The following is a 20,750-nucleotide window of genomic DNA, read 5'->3' as shown; positions in this document are numbered from 1 at the left end:
TCGAATTTCAATCGTTTTACGGAATGACCCGAATGAAACGTACGCCTCATCTGCTCGCGATCCAGTCCCATGTGGTCTTCGGCCATGCCGGCAACAGCGCCGCGGTGTTTCCCATGCAGCGGGTCGGGGTGAATGTCTGGCCGCTCAATACCGTGCAGTTCTCCAACCACACGCAATACGGCCAGTGGGCCGGCGAAGTGCTGTCGCCGCATCAGATTCCGGAGCTGGTGGAAGGCATTGCCGCCATCGGCGAGCTGGGCAACTGCGATGCGGTGCTGTCCGGCTACCTGGGCAGCGCGGCGCAGGGGCGGGCGATCCTCGGTGGCGTGGAGCGGATCAAGGCGACCAACCCCAAGGCCCTGTACCTGTGCGACCCGGTGATGGGCCATCCGGAGAAGGGCTGCAGCGTGCCGCAGGAGGTCAGCGACTTCCTGTTGGAAGAAGCAGCGGCCGTGGCGGATTTCCTCTGCCCCAACCAGCTGGAGCTGGACAGCTTCGCCGGACGCAAGCCGCAGTCGCTGTTCGACTGCCTGGCCATGGCCCGGGCGCTGCTGGCCCGTGGGCCGAAAGCAGTGCTGGTCAAGCATCTGGATTACCCGGGCAAGCTGCCGGACGGCTTCGAGATGCTGCTGGTGACCGCCGAAGGCAGCTGGCACCTGCGTCGTCCGCTGCTGGCATTTCCGCGCCAGCCGGTGGGCGTGGGCGACCTGACTTCTGGTCTGTTCCTGGCCCGGGTGCTGCTGGGCGACAGCCTGGTGGCGGCGTTCGAGTTCACTGCCGCGGCGGTGCATGAAGTGCTGCTGGAAACCCAGGCCTGCGCCAGTTACGAGCTGCAGCTGGTACGGGCCCAGGACCGGATCACCCATCCACGGGTGCGGTTCGAGGCGGTGCCGATCGAGCTGTAACGGATTGCGCGGGGTTTATCGCGAACAGGCTAGCGCGGTAGGCGCGAGCCTGTCTTGGACCATCAGGCGTCGGCCTTGATTTCCTGATAGCGCTTTTCCAGCTCCTGGCGGATCTGCCGGCGTTGCTGGGCCTGCATGAAGCGGCGCTTGTCTTCGCTGGTTTGTGGTTGCAGGGGCGGTACGGCGGCAGGTTTGCGCTGGTCGTCCACGGCCACCATGGTGAAGAAGCAACTGTTGGTGTGGCGCACCGAGCGCTCGCGGATGTTCTCGGTGACCACCTTGATACCGACTTCCATCGAAGTGTTGCCGGTGTAGTTGACCGAGGCCAGGAAGGTCACCAGTTCGCCGACGTGGATCGGCTCGCGGAAGATCACCTGGTCCACCGACAGGGTCACCACATAACGGCCGGCATAACGGCTGGCGCAGGCGTAGGCGACTTCATCGAGGTACTTGAGCAGGGTGCCGCCGTGGACATTGCCTGAGAAGTTGGCCATGTCAGGGGTCATCAATACCGTCATCGACAGCTGGGCGTTTCCGGGTTCCATAGCACACTCACGGGTTAAGGCAGGGGTTGCGGGGCGCACCTCTGCGGGTGCTTAGGTCAGCGTTTCAAACCATCGATAACGGGACGCTGCGCCCGCGGTCGCCGTCACGCGGCGATCTATCTGTTTCCATATATTGCACCGCCTTTCTGGCACAAATCGCGATGTTAACCTTCAAAAGCCCGTCCCAAGGGCTTTTCCCGCTGGCCGGCAGGTTGCGTAACAAGCCGCGTCGCACGCAACAAAACGACCCCAAGGAGCCCCACGCCATGCATGCCATCAGCTTTATTCAGGACCTGGCAGTGATCATGCTGGTCGCAGGCGTGGTGACCATTCTCTTCCACCGGCTCAAGCAGCCGGTGGTCCTCGGCTATATCGTCGCTGGCTTCATCATCGGCCCGCACACCCCGCCGTTCGGCCTGATCCACGACGAAGACACGATCAAGACCCTGGCCGAGCTGGGGGTGATTTTCCTGATGTTCTGCCTGGGCCTGGAGTTCAGCCTGCGCAAGCTGTTCAAGGTCGGCGCCACGGCCTTTATCGCGGCGTTCATGGAAATCGTGCTGATGATCTGGATCGGCTACGAGATCGGCCGCTGGTTCGACTGGAACACCATGGATTCGCTGTTCCTCGGCGCGATCCTGGCGATTTCCTCGACCACCATCATCGTCAAGGCGCTCAACGACCTGAAGATGAAGAACCAGCGCTTCGCCCAGCTGATCTTCGGCGTACTGATAGTCGAGGACATCCTCGGCATCGGCATCATCGCCTTGCTCTCGAGCATCGCGGTCAGCGGCACCGTCAGCTCCGGGGAAGTGTTCTCCACCGTCGGCAAGCTCTCGTTGTTCATGATCGTCGCCCTGGTCATCGGCATTCTGCTGGTGCCACGGCTGTTGGCCTACGTCGCCAAGTTCGAAAGCAACGAGATGCTGCTGATCACTGTGCTGGGGCTGTGTTTCGGCTTCTGCCTGCTGGTGGTCAAGCTGGAGTACAGCATGGTGCTCGGCGCCTTCCTGATCGGCGCGATCATGGCCGAGTCGCGGCAATTGCTGAAGATCGAGCGCCTGATCGAGCCGGTTCGCGACATGTTCAGCGCGATCTTCTTCGTCGCCATCGGCTTGATGATCGACCCGCAGATCCTCCTGCAATACGCCTGGCCGATCGCGGTGATCACCGTCGCGGTGGTGCTGGGCAAGATGTTGTCCTGCGGACTGGGCGCCTTTATCGCCGGCAACGATGGCCGCACGTCGCTGCGGGTCGGCATGGGCCTGTCGCAGATCGGCGAGTTCTCCTTCATCATCGCGGCGCTGGGCATGACCCTGCAGGTCACCAGCGATTTTCTCTACCCGGTGGCGGTCGCCGTGTCGGCCATTACCACCTTGCTCACGCCTTACCTGATCCGCGGCGCCGACCCGCTGTCGCTGAAGCTCGCCGCCGTGATGCCGACCCGCCTGAGCCGGGTGCTGGGCCTGTACGGCGAATGGCTGCGCAGCATCCAGCCGCACGGCGAGGGTGCGCTGCTGGCGTCGATGATCCGGCGGATCCTGTTGCAGGTCGGGGTCAACCTGGCGCTGGTGGTGGCGATCTTCTTCTCCGGCGGTTATTTCGCCGCGCGCATCGGCGAATACCTGCAGGACTGGATCGGCGATCCAAGCTGGCAGAAGGCGCTGATCTGGGGTGGGGCGCTGCTGTTGTCGCTGCCGTTCCTGATCGCCGCCTATCGCAAGCTCAAGGCCCTGTCGATGCTGCTGGCGGAGATGGGCGTGAAGCCGGAAATGGCCGGGCGTCATACCCAACGCGTGCGCCGGGTGATCGCCGAGGTGATTCCGGTGCTGTCGTTGCTGGTGATCTTCCTGCTGCTGGCGGCGCTGTCTTCGAGCATCCTGCCGACCACCGAGCTGCTGGTGCTGATCGCGGTGGTGACGGCGGCGGTGGCTGCGCTGCTGTGGCGCTGGTTCATCCGCGTGCACACCCGGATGCAGGTGGCGCTGCTGGAGACCCTGGATAACCACAAGCAAGACAACGGGCACTAATTGCCGGGTGATGCACAACTCAAGGGCTGGTCGCGCCAGTGTCGCCAGGCTTCGAGCCAGCCCTGGTCGTGGGTGACCCCGGGCAGGCTGACGGATTGCACGCACAAGGCTTTCGTGCCCAGCGCCTGCCGATAGGCGGGGTAGAGGCTGGCAGGCACGTTGCGGTCGGCCTGGCCGAGCAAATGCCGTTGCGCTACCAGGGCCAGCTTGGGTGCCTGGTCCAGCGGCTCGAGGGAGCCGTGCAACGGGCTCAGCCCCAGCGCATTGGCCCATAGCCGAGGGCTCAGGTTTCCGGCCAGGGTTTGCACCTGGGCAATGTCGTCTCGCCGCGCGGCCAACAACAGGGCCAGTGCCGCGCCACCGGAATAGCCGATCAACTCGAAATCCTGATTGTCATAACGCTGCTTGAGGCGGTCGAGGGCCTGGTCGAGGCTGCGCAATACCGCTGCGCAAAAGCGCTGGTCGGTCCAGATGGCTGCCGTACAGTCGGCCGCGCTGACGAATTGGCAGGGGCGGGCCAGATAGACGCTGGGGCGGGGATCGCTCAATGCCAACTGCGCCATCAGCAGGTGCTGCGGGCTGGGGTCGAGGCTGGGTTGGCGGGCTGTCGCCCAGGCATGGCCGTCGCCTTCAAGATAGACGCGCAGGCGGGGTTGTTTGGGTAAGCGCAGGGGCAGGCTGCTGGCAAGCGGGAAGGGTGAGGTGGGCAGGACTTCGACTTGATGGGCGTATTGCGTGCTCAGGCTTTGCAACTGAGCCATCGGCGACTGACAACCCGCCAGCAGGCTGCTGGCGAGTAGCGTCAATGCGGCGATCAACCGGGTGGGGCGACCGCTTGCGAGCGTCATGCAACGGGCGGCAGTCGATCCATGCGCCTGCGCCCGCGGGGCGAAACCGTGCAAGGCCGATCAGCTTTCCAGCCAGACGTCCCGCGCCCAGTGCCACACCGATTCCCAGGACTCTTCGGTGATCAGCTCTTCTTCGCCGGACCAGAGCACCACGGTGCCGTCTTCCTCGACGCAGTAGTAGTCGTCACCGTCCTGGCAGATCGGGATCAGCTCGCGCGGTACACCCATGTCCCAGGCGGTGGCGGCCACTTCCGGCAGGTAGGTGTGGGATTGCGGGTCGGTCACGGTGACCGGCTCCAGGCTGCCGTAGACGACATCGCTCACGGTCAACAGGAACTCTTTGAAGACGAAGGGGATATTGATGAACAGCTGTTCTTCGATTTCCACCAGCAGGTCTTCATCCGGCAGTTCCAGGGGAACGGGTACCGGTTCGTTTGCTTCACGGAGTTGCTCGATGACTTCTTCCACGGCCTGGGTCCTCTTAGCTCTATGGCGCGGTTTAATAGACGGCGGTTTATACAGTAGCTCGCTATAAGTGCAATCGTGAAATGCAAAACCCCGACCTGAGCCGGGGTTTTGCGATTAGCGATGTGACACTGGAGAGGATCAGCCGTTCTGGCGGATACCTGCAACCAGCCAAGGCTGGTTTTCGCCCTGGGCGCGCTCCATGTTCCAGCTTTCGCTGAACGCTTCGCCCTGGTCGAAACGCGAGCTCTTCGACACGCCGGTGAAGGTCAGGGTCGCGATGGTCTTGTCGGCACGGTCGTCGACGCCTTCAAGCTGCACATTGAGGTTGTCGATGTAGGTCGACTGGAAGCCGTCGCCCAGATCGGCACGTTCCTGCTTCAGGAACTGCAGCATCTGCGGGGTCACGAACTCGGCGATCTTGTCCATTTCGTTGGCGTCCCAGTGTTGCTGCAGGGACTGGAAGTGGTTGCGCGCGGCTTCGACGAAACGCTCTTCGTTGAACCAGGCCGGGGCGTTGATCACCGGACGGGCCGCGGCGGCAGGTGCAGCCGAACCGCCGAAGATCGAACCGGAGGCCGGTTTTGGCTCGAAGGCTTCACGCTGCATCGGCGCGTGGCCGGCTGGAGCGTACTGCTCCTGCTGCTTGCGACGACGGGCGGCGATAAAGCGGAAGACCAGGAAGGCGATGACCGCCATGATCAGGATGTCGAAGATCTGCATGCCCTGGAAGCCGTCGCCCATGAACATGGAGGCGAGCAGGCCGCCTGCGGCGATACCGGCCAATGGGCCGAGCCAGCGCGAAGCACCGCTGGCCTTGGTGGCAGCGCCCGCGGCACCGGCAGCCCCTGCGGTCGCGGCGGCAGGACCCATGCCGGAAGAGGACGGAGCCATTTGGCTGGTCTGGTGGGTCGGTGCAGCGCCGGCGCTTTTGCCGCCACCAAAGCGCTTGGCGTTGGCGTCGAGGCTCATCGTCAGGCCGATGCACAACGCCATGGCGATGCTAAGAAAACGTTTCATAAAGGGAATTCCCATTTGTGGATGGCACGCGCGCCATGTTGCACAGGTGAAGTGTCACTGGCTAGCGGCAGAGTGTTTCGGGCTTTTGCCTGACAGCCGCGGTTCAGCTTCGGTCGAGGCAAGTGGGCCCTGTACAGGTTTGTCCGTTGGGCGGATGCGATGGTTCAGTGGCAAAACATCCCGGCGCCAGCAGTCTCACTGCCGGCGCCGATCGGGCCGATTCCGCCCCATGTCGCGGGTCGCTTCTCGTTCAGAAGCATCGCCCTTGCATGGCGAAGTCGGAGTCGAGGCTTCAGATGGCTTCGAGCTTGGCGTAGCCGAGCATCAGCCACTTGCTGCCTTCGCTGAAGTTCACCTGGACCCGGGCCTGGGCGCCGGCGCCTTCGAAGTTGAGGATCACGCCGTCGCCGAATACCGAGTGGCGTACGGCCTGGCCGAGGCTGAGGCCGGTGTCCGGGATCTCGCTGCCACCGAACAGGCTGCTGGTGCTCTGCGACTGGCCGCCGCCGAACGGACGGCTGACGCTGTTGGACAGGCGCACTTCCTGGATCAGCCCCTTCGGAACTTCCCGTACGAAACGCGACACCTTGTTGTAGGTCTCGCTGCCGTACAGGCGTCGGGTTTCGGCGTAGGTCATCACCAGGTTCTGCATCGCCCGGGTGATGCCGACGTAGGCCAGGCGGCGTTCTTCTTCAAGGCGGCCGGGTTCTTCCAGGCTCATCTTGTGCGGGAACAGGCCTTCTTCCATGCCCACCAGGAACACGTAAGGGAATTCCAGGCCCTTGGCGCTGTGCAGGGTCATGAGCTGGATGCTGTCTTCGTGCTCGTCGGCCTGGGTGTCGCCGGCTTCCAGCGAAGCGTGGCCGAGGAAGGCCGCCAGCGGCGTCAGCTCCTGGTCTTCTTCGGTATGTTCGAAGTTGCGCGCGGCGCTGACCAGTTCCTCGAGGTTTTCTACCCGGGCCTGGCCTTTCTCGCCTTTTTCCGCTTCGTGGTAGGCGATCAGGCCGGATTGCTCGATGACGGTCTGGGTCATCAGGTGCAACGGCATCTCGGCGGTCACGGTCGCCAGGTGCTCGATCAGTTCCATGAAGGCGCCCAGGGCGCCGGCGGCGCGTCCGGTCACGCCTTTATTGACCACCAGCTGGCGCATCGCTTCCCACATCGACACATGGCTGTGGCGCGCGTGCTCGCGAATCGCTTCGACAGTCTTTTCGCCAATGCCGCGGGTCGGCACGTTGATCACCCGCTCCAGGGCCGCGTCGTTGCCGCGACCTTCGAGCAGGCGCAGGTAGGCCATGGCGTTCTTGATCTCGGCGCGTTCGAAGAAGCGCTGGCCGCCGTAGATACGGTACGGAATGCGCTCGCGCAGCAGCGCTTCTTCCAGCACCCGCGACTGAGCGTTGGAGCGATACAGGATGGCGATATCGCTGCGGGCCAGGCCGGTCTTCAGGGCGCTTTCGATGGTTTCCACCACGTAGCGCGCTTCATCGTGTTCGTTGAAGGCGGCGTACAGGTTGATCGCTTCGCCTTCGCCGCCGTCGGTCCACAGCTCCTTGCCCAGGCGCCCGGTGTTATTGGCGATCAGGGCGTTGGCGGCCTTGAGGATGCCGGCGGTGGAGCGGTAGTTCTGCTCCAGGCGGATCACTTCGGTGTCCGGGAAGTCTTCGGAGTACTGGTGGATGTTCTCGATCTTCGCGCCGCGCCAGCCGTAGATCGACTGGTCGTCGTCGCCCACCACCATCAGGCTGTCGCCGCCCTTGGCCAGCAGGCGCAACCAGGCGTACTGCACGGCGTTGGTGTCCTGGAACTCGTCCACCAGCACATGGCGGAAACGCTTCTGGTAGTGCGCCAGCAGGCCCGGGTGGTCGCGCCACAGGTCCAGGGCGCGCAGCAGAAGCTCGGAGAAGTCGATGACCCCGGCGCGCTGGCAGGCGGCCTCGTAGGCTTCGTAGATGCCGCGCATGGTGGCCAGGAACAGGTCGCCGCTGGCTTGAATGTGTTGCGGACGCAGGCCTTCGTCCTTCTGCCCGTTGATGAACCACTGGGCCTGCCGGGCCGGCCAGCGCTGCTCGTCCAGGCCGAGGTCGCGGATCACCCGCTTGACCAGGCGTTGCTGGTCGTCGCTGTCGAGGATCTGGAAGGTCTGGCTCAGGCCGGCTTCTTGCCAGTGCGCCCGCAGCAGGCGGTGCGCCAGGCCGTGGAAGGTGCCGACCCACATGCCGGCCGGGTTGATACCCATCAATTGCTCGATGCGCTGGCGCATCTCGGCAGCGGCCTTGTTGGTGAAGGTCACCGACAGGATGGAGTGGGGCGAGGCGTTCTCGACCTGGATCAACCAGGCGATACGGTGCACCAGCACTCGGGTTTTACCGGAGCCAGCACCGGCCAGGACCAACTGACGACCCAAGGAGGCAGCTACGGCCTGGCGTTGGGCATCGTTGAGGGAGTTCAGCAGAAGGGAGAGATCGTCGCGCATCGGGGCATTCTAGGGGGCTGGCGCACACCGGGCAAACCAAGCTTTGGTTTAGCCGATAAAAGAACGCTGGGGACGACCGGTCGGTCACGGGCTGCAGCCGTTGGCCGGGCTTGGCTGGAGGAATTTCAGCGGGATCGGCGCTCGAGCCGATTTGCCGATTTTATGATTCCAGGCAGTTTGGTCCGGGCGGTTGCTTGTGTATGCTCCGGCGACGTTTCGGGCTCAATCATTATAAGAACACTGCCTATGACACTCAGCACTGGCCCGTCCGGACCCTTCGTGGAGCCTCGGGTTGTTCGCAAGCAATACGCCATGGAGATGGCGGTAGAGCGCACGCGCCTGCTTTATCAGGGCTCCCTGTTGCCCACCCTGTTCATGCTGCTCAACGGCCTGGTCTGCGCCTGGCTGCTATGGAGCCCCGAGCGTTATTGGCTGGTCAGCGTGTGGATGGTCTGGCTGCTGGCCCTGGTCGCCCTGCGGGTGATCCAGGTGGCGGCATTCGACTCGGCGATTCCCAGCCGCCAGGCGCAACCGGTCTGGCGCCGCATGTTCCTGCTCGGCTCCGCCGTCAGCGGCCTGACCCTGGCTTGCGCCGGCATCGCGCTGATGCCCACCGACAATTTCCTGCAACAGGCCTGGGTCTTCGGTCTGATCGGCGCGGCGATCCTCTCGGCCAGCGTGGCCTACGCGGTCAGCCTGCCGGCCTTCCTGTCCTTTACCTTGCCCTGTTTGCTACCGGCGATCGGCTACCTGTTCTGGGGCGGCGACGAGCAGCAGCGTGGCTGGGGCTGGCTGGGCTTGATCCTGCTGGTGTCGCTGAGCGTGGTGGCCTGGCAGGTCAACCGCCTGATCCAGATGGGCTTGCTGCGGCGTTTCCAGAACCAGGCCCTGATCGAACATCTGCAACAGGCGCAGAGCTGCAGCGAACAGCTCAACAGCGAGCTGCTGCGGGAAGTCGAGCAGCGCCGCCGCGCCGAAGAAGAGCTGCGCGAAGCCCAGGTCGGCCTGGAAAGCCGGGTGGCCCAGCGCAGCCTCGAGCTGGATGCGGCCAACCAGGCCCTGAGCAAGAGCGAGGCACGCCTTGCCCTGGCCCTGAAGGCCAGCCAGTTGGGGCTGTGGGACTGGAACCTGCAGACCGACGAGGTCCATCACAGCCATATCAAGGAACTGTTCGGCCTGGAGCCGGAGTTCGTAAGGGCGATGCTCAGCCACCTCAAGCCGCTGCTGCACCCCGAAGACCTGCCGCTGCTCAAGCGCGCACTGGTCGAGCACCTGAAGGGGCGCACCGAGGATTACCTGGTGGAATACCGCGTGCGCCACGGCGATGGCCACTGGGTCTGGATCGAGGACCGTGGGCGCGCCGTGGAGCGCGGCCCCGGTGGGCGGGTGCTGCGCATGGTCGGCACCCGGCGCGATATCAGCGCCAGCAAGCAGCAGGAAGAGCAGCGACGCCTGTCGGCGATGGTGTTCGAGGCGGCGAGCGAAGGCATCGTGATCCTCGACCCCGGTTACGTGCTGCTGGCGGTCAACCAGGCGTTCAGCCGGGTCACCGGTTACCAGATCGAGGACATGCTCGGGCGCAATGTGGTTGACCTGCCGTGCAGTCGTGACGCACGCCGGCACTACCCGGTGATTCATCAAGCCCTCGAACAGCACGGCAGCTGGCAGGGCGAGCTGGTGGAGGCGCGCAAGAACGGCGAGCTGTACCCGCAGTGGCTGCAATTGAATGTGGTGCGCGATACGCGGGGAAATATCAGCCATATTGTGGGCTTCTTCGCCGATCTGTCGGCGCGGCGCGAATCCGAAGAGCGCATGCGCTACCTGACCCATTACGACGAACTCACCGGCCTGGCCAACCGTTCGCTGTTTCGTGAACGCTTGCGCGAGGCCCATCAACGGATGCGCCAGGGTGGCCGCAGTCTGGCCCTGGTGCATATCAACCTGGACCGTTTCAAGCTGCTCAACGACAGCCTGGGCCACGACGTCGCCGACCAACTGTTGCAGAAAATGGCTCGGCGGCTGGTCAATGCGCTGCCGGAAGCCGACACCATTGCCCGGTTGTCCGGCGATGAGTTCGCGGTGCTGTTCGACGCCTATGGCAGCCTGTCGAGCCTGACCCGGGTGGCGACCCGCCTGTCGGCGAAGCTGCGCTTGCCGATCACCGTGGAAGGCCACGAGCTGGTGGTCAGCGCCTCTATGGGCATCAGCATGCTGCCCGACAGCGCGCGGGAAATTCCGGCGTTGATCAGCCAGGCGAACATCGCCATGCAACACGCCAAGCACCTGGGCGGCAACAACTTCCAGTTCTACACCGCCAGCCTGCAAGCCAGCACCCTGGAGCGCCTGCAACTGGAGAACCTGCTGCGCAAGGCGGTCGAGGAACGCCAGTTGAAGGTGTTCTACCAGCCGAAACTGTGCCTCGCCACTGGCCGCCTGAATGCCGCCGAAGCCCTGGTGCGCTGGGACCATCCCGACCTGGGGCGGGTGCCGCCGGGGGACTTTATCGGCCTCGCGGAGGAGATCGGGCTGATCGGCCCGATCGGCGAATTCGTGTTGCGCCAGGCCTGCTGGCAAGCCTGCGAGTGGCAGCGCCAGGGGCTGCCGGCGATTCGGGTATCGGTGAACCTGTCGGTGCATCAGCTGCGCCAGGGCAAGCTGGTCAGCCTGGTGCGCAGCGTGCTGGAAGAGACCGGGCTGGCGCCGCATTTCCTCGAGCTGGAGCTGACTGAAAGCCATCTGCTCGACAGCGTCGAGCACATCGTTTCGACCTTCCAGCAACTGCGTGACCTGGGGGTGAAACTGGCCATCGACGACTTCGGCACCGGTTATTCCTCGCTGAGTTACCTCAAGCGGATTCCGGTGGACTACGTGAAGATCGATCAGGCATTCATCCGCGGCCTGAGCGACGGCGGCGCCGATGCGGCAATCACCCGGGCGATCATCGCCATGGCCCACGGGCTGTCGCTGAAAGTGGTGGCCGAAGGGGTGGAGCATCCGGGGCAGCTGGCGTTTCTCAAGGAGCAGAAATGCGATGAGGTGCAGGGCTACCTGATCAGCCGGCCGGTGGAAGCCGAGGGCCTGGCGGCGCTATTGAGGGCCGAGACCTTGTAGTAATCGCAAGGGGGCAGAGATTTTCAGGAATATCCGAGATTCGGCTTTCACCGAAGCTGTGGCGGCGATGCAGTCCGGTGCGAGCGCAGGCTGCGCCAGTAGCTACAAAGAGCACGCGAGGCCAAAACAGTGGGGCGCAGAGGGGATTCAGTTACGCATTGAGCAGGCAAAAAGCGAATTCATGTAGTATAACTACAAAATTGCTACATCCTTGGGCGTCTGCCCCATAACAATGAGTCCAGCCCTTTGAATCTGTTGCAGCACATTGCCCAATCACGCCATCTCTTGCGCAAGTCGGAGCTCAAGGTCGCCGATCATGTGCTGCTCGACCCTGCGGCTGTGATGCACAGTTCCATGGCCGACCTGGCCCACAGCGTGGGTATCAGCGAGCCGACCATCGTGCGTTTCTGCCGGGCCATCGGTTGCTCGGGGTTCCAGGACCTGAAGCTCAAGCTGGCCCAGAGCCTGGCCGCCGGGGCGAGCTTCGGCCAGTTCGCGATCCACGAAGACGACTCGGTCGCCGACTACAGCCTGAAGATCTTCGACACCACCCTGCACACCCTGATGGAGGTTCGCGAGAAGCTCGATCCGGTGGAGTTGCAAAGGGCTGTGACCCTCATGTCCCAGGCCCAGCGCGTGGAGTTCTACGGCTTTGGCGCTTCCGGCGCGGTGGCGGCGGATGCCCAGCACAAGTTCTTCCGTTTGCTGCTGACCGCGGCGGCCTATTCGGACCCGCATATGCAGGCAATGTCGGCGGTGACTCTCAAGCCCACCGACGTGGCGATCTGCATTTCCCAGTCCGGGCGTTCCAAGGACCTGCTGATCACCGCCAACCTGGTGCGTGAAAGCGGCGCCTCGCTGATCACCCTGTGCCCGAGCCAGACACCGCTGGCCGAACTGTCGACCGTCAACCTGGCGATCGATGTGCACGAAGACACCGAGATCTACACCCCGCTGACCTCGCGCATCGCCCACCTGGTGGTGATCGACGTCCTGGCGATGGGCGTGGCCATGGCCCGCGGCCCGAGCCTGGTCAACCACCTCAAGAGCGTCAAGCGCAGCCTTCGCAGCCTGCGCCTGTCGCCCAAGTCGGTGAAGGCGCTCGACGACTGATCGCGGCGCCTTCATCGCCGGCAATTTTCATCATCCTGTAACCGACCCGCAGCCAAATCGTCATTGGCAGGCTTCATCTTGAAGCTCCCGTACTCGCATTGGGAGACTCGAAATGGCCCGGCCTTACGAAGAGAGCAGCAGCGCAGTCAAAACCCGTCGTCAACAGGAAGACCAGCGCCGCATGGAATTTCGCCGCGCGATCGAACATCGCTGTGAGCTGCGCCGTCTGCAGCAGGAAATCAACGACTACCCCGAGCTGGACGCCGTCAATTACTGGCAGGCAGCCTCGGCGGCTTCCCGTCAAAACGTTCAACAAGCCCGCTGATCTGCACCCGTTCGCTGCGGATAAACCCCAGGAACGCATGCGCTACCGGTGACAGGCGTTTAGCCTTGGCCTGCACCAGGCACCAGCTGCGATACAACGGCAGCTCTTCGACCGGCAACTCGACGAGTCCCCCGGTCGCCAACTCAAGGTTCAGGGCGTGGCGCGTCAACAGCGCCACGCCCAGACCCGCCAGCACACACTCGCGCTGCGCCTCGGCCGACGACACTTCCAGGGTCTGGGTGAAGTGCACGCGCTTTTCCTTGAAATACTCCTCGCAGGCCAGGCGCGTGCCCGAACCCTGTTCGCGCACCAGCAGGTTGTAGGGCTCCAGGTCCTGCAGGCGCAGCGGCCCGAGGTGGCACAACGGATGGTCGGGCGGGGCCACGGCGACGATCGGGTTGTTGAGGAACGGCAGGAATTCCAGGCCCATGTCCTGCGGGACCATGGACATGATCACCAGGTCGTCACGGTTGTCCGAGAGGCGGCGGATCACCTGGCCCCGGTTGACCACCGTCAGTTGCAGGTTGACCTCCGGGTGCTGGCGCTTGAAGGCGGCGAACAGGTGCGGCACGAAGTACTTGGCGCTGGATTCCACCGCCAGCTTCAGCTGGCCCTGCAAGGAACCCTGCATGTCCGACAGCTGCATGTCGAGGTTCTCCAGACGTCCGAAGATGTCGCGGCTGGCCCGTTGCAGCGCCTCGGCGGCCTCGGTCATGTAGAGCTTCTTGCCGACGTAATCGAATAACGGTTGGCCGATCAGCTCTTCCAGCTGGCGAATCTGCAGGCTGACGGCGGGCTGGGTCAGAGACATTTCGTCGGCCGCCCGGCTGTAGGAGCGCAGATCGCAGACCTCATTGAAAATCTGCAACTGGCGTAATGTCATACGCATCAAGGACTTACGCATTATCTAAGGTCTCGCGCCGAGGGCTGTCGGATCAACTATAAGTCTTTGCTTATGAGCGACCCAATAATTATTGATTTTTGTTAATCCATCGACAGGAATAGTGTGGGCCTGCGACTGGCTTGAAACATTTGGTCACGCGCCGACCCGGTCTAGCGGGTCGTCTGTTCCAACGGCTCAAGGGTACCTCCAAGTGATAAAAAAGATCCTGATCGCCAACCGTGGTGAGATTGCCGTGCGAATCGTGCGTGCCTGCGCCGAGATGGGCATTCGCTCGGTCGCGATCTTCTCCGACGCCGATCGCCATGCCCTGCATGTGAAGCGCGCGGATGAAGCCCACAGCATCGGTGCCGAACCCCTGGCCGGCTACCTGAACCCGCGCAAGCTGGTGAACCTGGCAGTGGAAACCGGCTGCGACGCACTGCACCCCGGCTACGGCTTCCTTTCGGAAAACGCCGAACTGGCGGACATCTGCGCCGAACGTGGGATCAAATTCATCGGTCCATCGGCTGAAGTGATTCGCCGCATGGGCGACAAGACCGAAGCTCGCCGCAGCATGATCAAGGCTGGCGTGCCGGTCACCCCGGGCACCGAAGGCAACGTCGCCGATATCCATGAAGCCCTGAGCGAAGGCGACCGCATCGGTTACCCGGTGATGCTCAAGGCCACGTCCGGCGGTGGCGGCCGCGGCATTCGTCGCTGCAACAGCCGGGACGAACTGGAACAGGCCTTCCCACGGGTGATTTCCGAGGCGACCAAGGCGTTTGGCTCCGCCGAAGTGTTCCTGGAAAAGTGCATCGTCAATCCCAAGCACATCGAGGCTCAGATCCTCGGCGACAGCCTCGGCAACGTGGTGCACCTGTTCGAGCGCGACTGCTCGATCCAGCGCCGCAACCAGAAGCTGATCGAGATCGCCCCGAGCCCGCAACTGACCCCGGAACAGCGCGCCTACATCGGCGACCTGTCGGTGCGCGCGGCCAAGGCCGTGGGCTACGAGAACGCCGGTACCGTGGAGTTCCTGCTCGCCGATGGCGAGGTGTACTTCATGGAGATGAACACCCGGGTGCAGGTGGAACATACCATCACCGAGGAAATCACCGGCATCGACATCGTTCGCGAACAGATCCGCATCGCGTCCGGCCTGCCGCTTTCGGTGAAGCAGGAAGATATCCATCACCGTGGCTTCGCCCTGCAGTTCCGGATCAACGCCGAAGATCCGAAAAACAACTTCCTGCCGAGTTTCGGCAAGATCACCCGTTACTACGCGCCCGGCGGCCCTGGCGTGCGTACCGACACGGCGATCTACACCGGTTACACCATTCCGCCGTTCTACGACTCCATGTGCCTGAAGCTGGTGGTCTGGGCCCTGACCTGGGAAGAAGCGATGGACCGTGGCTTGCGCGCCCTGGACGACATGCGTCTGCAAGGGGTCAAGACCACCGCCGCGTATTACCAGGAAATCCTGCGTAACCCGGAATTCCGTAGCGGCCAGTTCAACACCAGCTTCGTCGAAAGCCACCCTGAACTGACCAACTACTCGATCAAGCGCAAACCCGAAGAGCTGGCCCTGGCCATCGCCGCCGCCATCGCCGCCCACGCAGGCCTGTGAGGAAAAGAACAATGAGCAAGAAGATTTTTGTTACCGACACCATCCTGCGCGACGCCCACCAATCGCTGCTGGCGACCCGCATGCGCACCGAAGACATGCTGCCGATCTGCGACAAGCTCGACAAAGTCGGCTACTGGTCGCTGGAGGTCTGGGGCGGCGCGACCTTCGACGCCTGCGTGCGCTTCCTCAAGGAGGATCCGTGGGAGCGCCTGCGCAAACTGCGCGCCGCGCTGCCCAACACCCGCCTGCAAATGCTCCTGCGCGGGCAGAACCTGCTGGGCTACCGCCATTACAGCGACGACGTGGTCAAGGCCTTCGTCGCCAAGGCGGCGGTCAACGGCATCGACGTGTTCCGCATCTTCGACGCGATGAACGACGTGCGTAACCTGCGGGTGGCCATCGAAGCGGTGAAAGCCGCCGGCAAGCACGCCCAGGGCACCATCGCCTACACCACCAGCCCGGTGCACACCATCGAGGCGTTCGTGGCCCAGGCCAAGCAGATGGAGTCCATGGGTTGCGACTCGGTGGCGATCAAGGACATGGCCGGCCTGCTGACCCCTTACGCCACCGGCGAGCTGGTCAAGGCGCTGAAGGCCGAGCAGTCGCTGCCAGTGTTCGTCCACTCCCATGACACGGCCGGCCTGGCCGCGATGTGCCAGCTCAAGGCCATCGAAAATGGCGCCGACCACATCGACACCGCGATCTCCAGCTTCGCCTGGGGCACCAGCCACCCGGGCACCGAGTCGATGGTCGCCGCCCTTAAAGGCAGCGAATTCGACACCGGCCTGGACCTGGAGCTGTTGCAGGAAATCGGCCTGTACTTCTACGCCGTGCGCAAGAAGTACCACCAGTTCGAAAGCGAATTCACCGCGGTCGATACCCGGGTGCAGGTCAACCAGGTGCCGGGCGGGATGATTTCCAACCTGGCCAACCAGCTCAAGGAGCAGGGCGCCCTGAACCGCATGAACGAAGTGCTGGCGGAGATCCCGCGGGTACGTCACGACCTCGGCTACCCGCCGCTGGTGACCCCGACTTCGCAGATCGTCGGCACCCAGGCGTTCTTCAACGTGCTGGCCGGCGAGCGCTACAAGACCATCACCAACGAGGTGAAGCTGTACCTGCAAGGCGGCTACGGCAAGGCGCCGGGCGCGGTGGACGAGAAGCTGCGGCGCCAGGCCATCGGCAGCGAAGAAGTGATCGACGTGCGCCCGGCCGACCTGCTCAAGCCGGAAATGACCAAGCTGCGCAATGACATCGGCGCCCTGGCCAAGTCCGAAGAAGACGTGCTGACCTACGCCATGTTCCCGGACATCGGGCGCAAGTTCCTTGAGGAGCGTGAAGCCGGCACCCTGACACCGGAAGTGCTGCTGCCGATTCCGGAAGCGGGCGGCGTGAGCTCGGCCGGCGGCGAAGGCGTACCGACCGAGTTCGTCATCGACGTGCACGGCGAGACCTACCGCGTCGACATTACCGGTGTCGGCGTGAAGGCCGAAGGCAAGCGCCACTTCTACCTGTCCATCGATGGCATGCCGGAAGAGGTGGTGTTCGAGCCGCTCAACGAGTTCGTCGGCAGCGGCAGCAGCAAGCGCAAGCAGGCCAGCGCGCCGGGCCATGTCAGCACCACCATGCCGGGCAACATCGTCGATGTGCTGGTCAAGGAAGGCGATACCGTCAAGGCCGGCCAGGCCGTGCTGATCACCGAAGCCATGAAGATGGAAACCGAAGTCCAGGCGGCCATCGCCGGCAAGGTCACCGCCATCCACGTGGCCAAGGGCGACCGGGTCAACCCGGGCGAAATCCTGATCGAGATCGAAGGCTGAGTTCAGGCCTTCATCTGCAACGTTTTACCTCGGGGGGGCTACGGCCTCCCTTTTTTTGCCTGTTGCCAGGCGCTGGCGGAACAGTCCGGCGTGCCGCCGCAAGCCGCCTGAAGGGGCATTTTCAGCCTTTGGGAGGATGCTGGTTAAGTGCAATTTAATACACTTATTTCATCCTAAAATTAATCTATCTGCATTAGAATGTAACTAATTGCCATACAGCTCATTGAAAGTGCATCGAATTGCAGGTGATACAGTGCTTCGGCTGACGTTGCAGCTCTACCGCGCGGGGGCGTGGAGCGACGCCATGACCCTGACCTTCGACAGGCCCGAACAGGGCTTCGCCAGCCCCTGCAGTTTTGGTTATGTGCAGCAGTACCTGGTGGATAACCTGGAGGCTGTTGGCAGTCCGCTGGCCAGGTCGGTCAGTGCGCAGATTCCCCTGGGTTGGGAGCCTTGGCGCGAAGACCGGGCCCCGGCCTTTCTCTATGACCTTGCCCCGACAGCCGCGACCGGGCGCTTCCTGCTGCGCCAGATTGGCCATGAGCGGCCGGACGGCATGGGCGTCGAATTGTTCCTGTTGGCCCGCTCCACGGCGGCGCCCCTCGGCAACCTGCGGATCAAGGAGTCGCTGACGGGGTTGCGCCGGCGTCCGGCGCTGGGGTTTTCCCGGGACCAGGTGATCGCCCTCGATAACCGCTTTCTCGAGTACGCCCACGAGCAGGGCGTGGCTTTCGGCGGTACCGCGAGCATCGGTGACCAGGCCCCCAGGCTGTTGCTGACACAGAACCCTGAGGGCCTGCTGTACCCCGACGCGCTGCTCGACGATGCCTCGGCGGCGCGCCACTGGTGGGTGAAGTTCCCCCGCAACCCGGCCATGCAGAATGCCGGCGACATCCTCAGGAGCGAGTTCCACTATTACCGGGCGCTGCAACAACTGGGCATCGATACGCTGCCGGCCGAGGGCCTGGCCCTGGAAGAGGGGCCCAGGCCCAGCCTCTGGATGCAGCGCTTTGACCGCCGGGTGACGCAGACGGGTGTCGAGCGCCTGGCGGTGGAGTCGATCTATTCCCTGGCGGGGCTGGTGGGCCATGGCCAGGGAATGCGGCACACCGAAGTGTTAGGGATTCTCGCCGAACTGTGGCGGTCCACGGGCCAGGAGTCGGCGATCCCCGAGCTGGTGGCGGACTACCTGCGCCGGGACCTGCTCAACAAGATCCTCGGCAACTCGTCCAACCACGGGCACAACATCTCGATCATCCGCACCGAAGCTGCGGTGCAACTGGCGCCAATCTACGATCTGGCACCCATGGTCATGGACGACGAGGGCATTACCCGGACCATTAAATGGCCCGGACGCATGGAAGTGGCGGGCGACGTGGACTGGCGCCTGGTGTGCGCGAGCCTGAAGCCGCTGATCGACCCTGAAGCCGCCCTGGCGCGCCTGCGGGAGGACGCCGAACGGTTGCGGGCCCTGCCGGACCTGTTGAGCGCCAGTGGCTTGCCCGACGCCACCCTGAATCACCCGCGCATTCACTTGCGCCACTTGGACCGACGCCTGCAGGAGTGGGGACTGCGATGACTACAACCCTGGAAGAGCGCGGCGCGCTGATCGACAACATCCAGCAGGAGCTGGCTGCCGGCCGTTTGCCGCTGGGCGATGCGGTCAGGCGCCTGCGCACCGAAGTCACAGGGCTGCATCAGAGCCAGTTTGCCAGGATGTGCCGGATTTCCCTGCGCACCCTGATCCACATCGAACACGGTGACGGCAATCCGACCCTCAAGTCGCTGAACGCGGTGTTCAAACCCTTCGGTTTGCAGATGGGGGTGGTGAGCGTGCAGAAAACCAGTCGTGCCCGCTCGCTGCTCAGTGATCTCGAGCGCCTGGAAAAGAGCCCGGGTACGCCCGGGCCCTTGGCACCCTGAGCTTCAACCGCGCTGGGCGTAAGCCTTGCCGTAATGCCTTTCCATCCGTGCCTGGATCAGTTCCAGGCCGATCGACAGCAGCCAGTAGATGATCGCCGCGGTGCTGAGCATTTCGATATAGCGGTAGCTGGAGCGGCCGTAGGACTGGGCCAGGAACATCACCTCCCAGACCCCCATCACCGAGATCAGCGACGAGTCCTTGAGCATCGAGATGAACTGGTTGGTGGCCGGCGGGATGATGGTGCGCATGGCTTGCGGCAGGGTCACGCGCCAGAAGATCACGCTGTCGCGCATGCCCAGCGCCAGGGAGGCTTCGCGCTGGCCGTGGGGCACGCCGAGGATGCCGGCGCGGAAGATCTCGCTGAGGTAGGCGCCGTAGTTCAGCGACAGGGCGATGATCCCCGCGGCGATGGCGCCCGGCACTATACCCAGCTGCGGCAGGCCGAGGTAGATCAGCAGGATCTGGATCAGCAGCGGCGTGCCGCGAAAGAACGAGGCGTAGAAGCTGGCGATGCCAAAGGCCACGGCGCTCTTCGACAGCCGGGCGAGGGCGGTGACGAAGCCCAGCAGCGACGACAGCACGATCGAGCAGAGGCAGAGGAACAGGGTCAGCGCCGCGCCTTGCAGAAAGCCGTTAGGGGCCAGGGTCACCCCGAGCAGGTTGGGCAACTTGTCGAGGATGATCGAGAACTTCAGGTCGAAGCTCAGGAAGAAACTGGCGAACAGGCCGAACAGCACCGCCCAGGTCAGGTACAGGCGGGTGCGGAAACCGAAGAGGCGTTTGACCAGCGGCTCGGCCAGCACTTGCGGTGGCCGAGGCGGTTGCGAAAGAGAAGTCATTGGCTGATGTCGGCGCCGATCCATTTCTGCGAAAGCTTGCTCAGGGTGCCGTCCTGCTTCAGCTGGGCGAACACTTCACGGACCTTGGCATGCCACTGGGCGTCGCCTTTCTCGATGGCCACCGAGTTGGGCTCGGCGTACAGCGGCTCGCCGGCGAGCTTGAAACGCGGGTCCTGGGCCAGGCGCGGCTGGGCGGTCACCAGGTTGGTGAGGATCGCGTCCAGGCGCACGCCAGCGCCCAGGCCGAGGTCCTGGAAGGCCACGTTGTCGGTGTCGTAGGGGGCGATCTGTACGTTCTCGAACGGGTATTGCAACCGGGTGTCTTCGGCGCCTTCGATCACCAGGTTCTTGTTCAGGTAGCTCTCGTAGCTGGAAGCGCTGGTCAGGCCGACCTTCTTGTCGCTCAGGTCCTTGGCGCCGTGGATGCGCTCGTCCTTGGCGTTGACCACGATCACCGCCGGCGAGGCGTAGTACTGCACCGGGAAGTCGAAGACTTCGGCGCGGGCCTTGCTCGGGGTCATGGAGCAGATGCAGATGTCGTAGCGACCGCTCCAGCGGCCGGCGGCAATCACGTCCCAGGACGGTGTTTCCAGGCGCAGCTTCACCCCCAGTTTGTCAGCCACGGCCTTGGCCACGTCGACGTCGAAGCCATCGAGCTGGTTCTGGTCGTTGAGGAAGGAGAAGGGCGGATAACTCTCCATCAGCACGCCCACCAGCTCTTTTTTCTGTTCGATACGGTCCAGGGTAGCGCCGGCAAAAGCCTGGCTGGAGGCAGCGAGAATCGTCAGGCCGAGGGCCAGCAGCGGTTTGAAATTCATG

At 63.6% G+C, this 20,750-nt stretch carries 16 protein-coding genes and 1 pseudogene; 9 read left to right on the top strand and 8 right to left on the bottom strand.

Annotated elements, in window-relative coordinates:
- The first annotated feature begins 32 nt into the window (after positions 1 to 32).
- Positions 33 to 905 (top strand): pyridoxal kinase PdxY, encoded by an 873-nt coding sequence (pdxY, locus tag H0I86_RS31225; protein ID WP_180923318.1) that lies wholly within the window; start codon positions 33 to 35, stop codon positions 903 to 905.
- Between the two features lie 62 nt (positions 906 to 967).
- Here pdxY and H0I86_RS31220 read toward each other — a convergent pair whose 3' ends face one another.
- Positions 968 to 1,450, bottom strand: coding sequence for an acyl-CoA thioesterase (locus H0I86_RS31220; RefSeq protein WP_007927601.1), 483 nt, complete (start codon positions 1,448 to 1,450; stop codon positions 968 to 970).
- A 266-nt stretch (positions 1,451 to 1,716) separates the two neighbouring features.
- Between H0I86_RS31220 and H0I86_RS31215 the strand changes: the two genes are divergently transcribed.
- Positions 1,717 to 3,480 carry a cation:proton antiporter gene (locus H0I86_RS31215; protein ID WP_180923317.1) on the top strand — a complete coding sequence of 588 codons (1,764 nt, stop codon included), beginning with the start codon at positions 1,717 to 1,719 and terminating at the stop codon, positions 3,478 to 3,480.
- On the opposite strand, the gene H0I86_RS31210 is transcribed toward H0I86_RS31215, so the two are convergent.
- The 4 genes from H0I86_RS31210 to uvrD all read right to left on the bottom strand — a co-directional run bounded on the left by H0I86_RS31210 (position 3,477) and on the right by uvrD (position 8,289).
- Positions 3,477 to 4,328, bottom strand: a complete 852-nt coding sequence (locus tag H0I86_RS31210) for an alpha/beta hydrolase (RefSeq protein WP_180923316.1) — start codon at positions 4,326 to 4,328, stop codon at positions 3,477 to 3,479. The two genes, H0I86_RS31215 and H0I86_RS31210, sit on opposite strands and share 4 nt — an antisense overlap.
- A 60-nt stretch (positions 4,329 to 4,388) precedes the next feature.
- Positions 4,389 to 4,796, bottom strand: coding sequence for an SMI1/KNR4 family protein (locus tag H0I86_RS31205; protein WP_007927598.1), 408 nt, complete (start codon positions 4,794 to 4,796; stop codon positions 4,389 to 4,391).
- A gap of 138 nt (positions 4,797 to 4,934) precedes the next feature.
- Complete coding sequence (locus H0I86_RS31200) at positions 4,935 to 5,813, bottom strand: Tim44 domain-containing protein (protein ID WP_180923315.1); 879 nt, start codon at positions 5,811 to 5,813, stop codon at positions 4,935 to 4,937.
- Positions 5,814 to 6,105: 292 nt separating this feature from the next.
- Positions 6,106 to 8,289, bottom strand: coding sequence for a DNA helicase II (gene uvrD / locus H0I86_RS31195; protein ID WP_180923314.1), 2,184 nt, complete (start codon positions 8,287 to 8,289; stop codon positions 6,106 to 6,108).
- A gap of 246 nt (positions 8,290 to 8,535) precedes the next feature.
- Between uvrD and H0I86_RS31190 the strand changes: the two genes are divergently transcribed.
- The 3 genes from H0I86_RS31190 (at position 8,536) to H0I86_RS31180 (ending at position 12,838) form a co-directional block, all read left to right on the top strand.
- Entirely contained in the window at positions 8,536 to 11,400 is a 2,865-nt protein-coding gene (locus tag H0I86_RS31190; protein WP_180923313.1) for a putative bifunctional diguanylate cyclase/phosphodiesterase, read from the top strand.
- A gap of 246 nt (positions 11,401 to 11,646) precedes the next feature.
- Positions 11,647 to 12,513, top strand: a complete 867-nt coding sequence (gene hexR, locus H0I86_RS31185) for a transcriptional regulator HexR (RefSeq protein WP_007927594.1) — start codon at positions 11,647 to 11,649, stop codon at positions 12,511 to 12,513.
- Positions 12,514 to 12,625: 112 nt separating this feature from the next.
- Positions 12,626 to 12,838 carry a PA3496 family putative envelope integrity protein gene (locus tag H0I86_RS31180; protein ID WP_007927592.1) on the top strand — a complete coding sequence of 71 codons (213 nt, stop codon included), beginning with the start codon at positions 12,626 to 12,628 and terminating at the stop codon, positions 12,836 to 12,838.
- Here the strand turns inward: H0I86_RS31180 and H0I86_RS31175 are convergent.
- Positions 12,780 to 13,742: a LysR family transcriptional regulator gene (locus H0I86_RS31175; RefSeq protein ID WP_023967761.1), complete on the bottom strand. Its 963-nt coding sequence runs from the start codon at positions 13,740 to 13,742 to the stop codon at positions 12,780 to 12,782. The two genes, H0I86_RS31180 and H0I86_RS31175, sit on opposite strands and share 59 nt — an antisense overlap.
- Before the next feature lie 190 nt (positions 13,743 to 13,932).
- On the opposite strand from H0I86_RS31175, the gene H0I86_RS31170 reads away from it, so the two are divergent.
- The 4 genes and pseudogenes from H0I86_RS31170 to H0I86_RS31155 all read left to right on the top strand — a co-directional run.
- Positions 13,933 to 15,348, top strand: coding sequence for an acetyl-CoA carboxylase biotin carboxylase subunit (locus tag H0I86_RS31170; RefSeq protein WP_180923312.1), 1,416 nt, complete (start codon positions 13,933 to 13,935; stop codon positions 15,346 to 15,348).
- An 11-nt stretch (positions 15,349 to 15,359) separates the two neighbouring features.
- Positions 15,360 to 17,168, top strand: coding sequence for a sodium-extruding oxaloacetate decarboxylase subunit alpha (gene oadA, locus H0I86_RS31165; protein WP_081359360.1), 1,809 nt, complete (start codon positions 15,360 to 15,362; stop codon positions 17,166 to 17,168).
- A gap of 304 nt (positions 17,169 to 17,472) precedes the next feature.
- Positions 17,473 to 18,747 (top strand): type II toxin-antitoxin system HipA family toxin, encoded by a 1,275-nt coding sequence (locus H0I86_RS31160; RefSeq protein ID WP_180925938.1) that lies wholly within the window; start codon positions 17,473 to 17,475, stop codon positions 18,745 to 18,747.
- A pseudogene (locus tag H0I86_RS31155) lies at positions 18,744 to 19,007 on the top strand (helix-turn-helix domain-containing protein); the annotation flags it as partial. The gene H0I86_RS31160 and the pseudogene H0I86_RS31155, both read left to right, overlap by 4 nt.
- Before the next feature lie 87 nt (positions 19,008 to 19,094).
- Here the strand turns inward: H0I86_RS31155 and H0I86_RS31150 are convergent.
- Positions 19,095 to 19,931 (bottom strand): amino acid ABC transporter permease, encoded by an 837-nt coding sequence (locus H0I86_RS31150; RefSeq protein WP_180923310.1) that lies wholly within the window; start codon positions 19,929 to 19,931, stop codon positions 19,095 to 19,097.
- Positions 19,928 to 20,749, bottom strand: coding sequence for an ABC transporter substrate-binding protein (locus H0I86_RS31145; RefSeq protein ID WP_180923309.1), 822 nt, complete (start codon positions 20,747 to 20,749; stop codon positions 19,928 to 19,930). Before H0I86_RS31145 ends, H0I86_RS31150 begins: the two co-directional genes overlap by 4 nt.
- Between the last annotated feature and the right edge of the window lies 1 nt (position 20,750).

It is taken from the genome of Pseudomonas chlororaphis subsp. aurantiaca, from assembly GCF_013466605.1.
Classification (GTDB): domain Bacteria; phylum Pseudomonadota; class Gammaproteobacteria; order Pseudomonadales; family Pseudomonadaceae; genus Aquipseudomonas; species Aquipseudomonas chlororaphis_I.
This window is presented reverse-complemented; position numbering and strand designations above follow the sequence as displayed.